We start from the raw sequence: 1,678 nt of genomic DNA, 5'->3' as shown, positions 1-1,678 counted from the left end.
TTGAGGCAATCATAGGGCTCGAGCCCGATTGACTTCAGCTGTGACCTTATGCCGTCCATGCGGCTCGGATCGACACCGGATTCGATGATCGACGAGACAAAGGCGGTGAAGCCCGGAGGCGACCAGCCATCCTCCTGGAAGCGTTCCGGATGAATGAAGGACAGGCCTTTGAAAGCGTGGTCGCGCTCGACCGGGCCGTGCATGTGGACGCCGCAGCCGGTGCAGGCATGGCGCAGGATCAGCGCGCTCGGGTCGACGACCTTCAGCTTGTCGCCGTTTTCGGTCACCGTCACGTCGTTTGTACCGGCAACCGCCACGACCGAGAACAGTGCGCCTTCCGGCTTCCAGCATTTGGTGCAGCCGCAGGCATGGTTGTGGGCGATCTGGCTCTTGACCTTCACCTTGACCGGGTTGCTGGTGCAGGCGCAGACCAGCGTCCCGCCGGCAAAGTCGGGCTTTTCCCGGGGCAGTCCATTGTCGATTTTAGGATGCAGTTTTTCCGGCATTTTTGTCTCCTCCCTTGTTGAACATCTGCATTTCTTCGGCCGCTGGCTGGTAGCCGGCGGCTTTCTCCTCCTCAGTAAACCACCACGCTCCTGATCGACTTGCCTTCATGCATCAGGTCAAAGCCCTTGTTGATGTCCTCGAGCTTCAGCGTGTGGGTGATCATAGGATCGATCTCGATCTTGCCGGCCATGTACCAGTCGACGATTTTCGGCACGTCGGTGCGGCCGCGCGCGCCGCCGAAGGCGGTGCCCATCCAGGTGCGGCCGGTGACCAGCTGGAACGGCCGCGTCGAGATCTCCTGGCCGGCGCCGGCAACGCCGATGATGACCGACTTGCCCCAGCCGCGATGCGAGGCTTCAAGCGCCTGCCGCATGACTTTGGTGTTGCCGGTGCAGTCGAAGGTGTAGTCGGCGCCGCCGATCTGGTCGGCGCCGCGCTTGGTCATGTTGACGAGATGAGCCACGACATCGCCGTCGATCTCCTTCGGATTGACGAAATGCGTCATGCCGAATTTCTCGCCCCATTGCTTCTTGTCGTTGTTCAGGTCGACGCCGATGATCATGTCGGCGCCGGCAAGGCGCAGGCCCTGAATGACGTTGAGGCCGATGCCGCCGAGGCCGAAGACGACCGCCGTCGCGCCTTGCTCGACCTTGGCCGTGTTGATGACAGCACCGATGCCGGTGGTGACGCCGCAGCCGATGTAGCAGATCTTGTCGAACGGCGCGTCGGCATTGACCTTGGCCACCGCGATCTCGGGCAGCACGGTGAAGTTGGAGAAGGTCGAGCAGCCCATATAGTGGAACAGCCTGTCCTTGCCGATCGAGAAGCGCGAGGTGCCGTCCGGCATCAGGCCCTGTCCCTGCGTGGCGCGGATGGCGGTGCACAGATTGGTCTTGCGCGACAGGCAGGACGGGCACTGCCGGCATTCCGGCGTATAGAGCGGGATGACGTGGTCGCCCTTCTTGACTGAGGTGACGCCCTTGCCGACGTCGACGACGATGCCGGCGCCCTCATGGCCGAGGATCGCCGGAAACAGGCCTTCCGGGTCGGCGCCCGACAGTGTGAACTCGTCGGTGTGGCAGATGCCGGTTGCCTTGATCTCGACCAGCACCTCGCCATCGCGGGGACCTTCGAGGTCGACCTCCATGATCTCCAGCGGCTTTCCGGCGGC

At 62.9% G+C, this 1,678-nt stretch carries 2 protein-coding genes; both read right to left on the bottom strand.

Going from position 1 to position 1,678, the window contains the following annotated elements; all coding sequences use genetic code 11:
• A partial coding sequence (gene gfa / locus AC0L2P_RS32080) for an S-(hydroxymethyl)glutathione synthase (RefSeq protein WP_473507228.1) occupies positions 1–506 on the bottom strand: 506 nt, incomplete at its 3' end.
• A 71-nt stretch (positions 507–577) separates the two neighbouring features.
• The coding region (locus tag AC0L2P_RS32075) for an S-(hydroxymethyl)glutathione dehydrogenase/class III alcohol dehydrogenase (protein WP_473507227.1) at positions 578–1,678 on the bottom strand (1,101 nt) is incomplete at its 5' end.

The organism is Mesorhizobium sp. WSM4836, from assembly GCF_055811815.1.
This window is presented reverse-complemented; position numbering and strand designations above follow the sequence as displayed.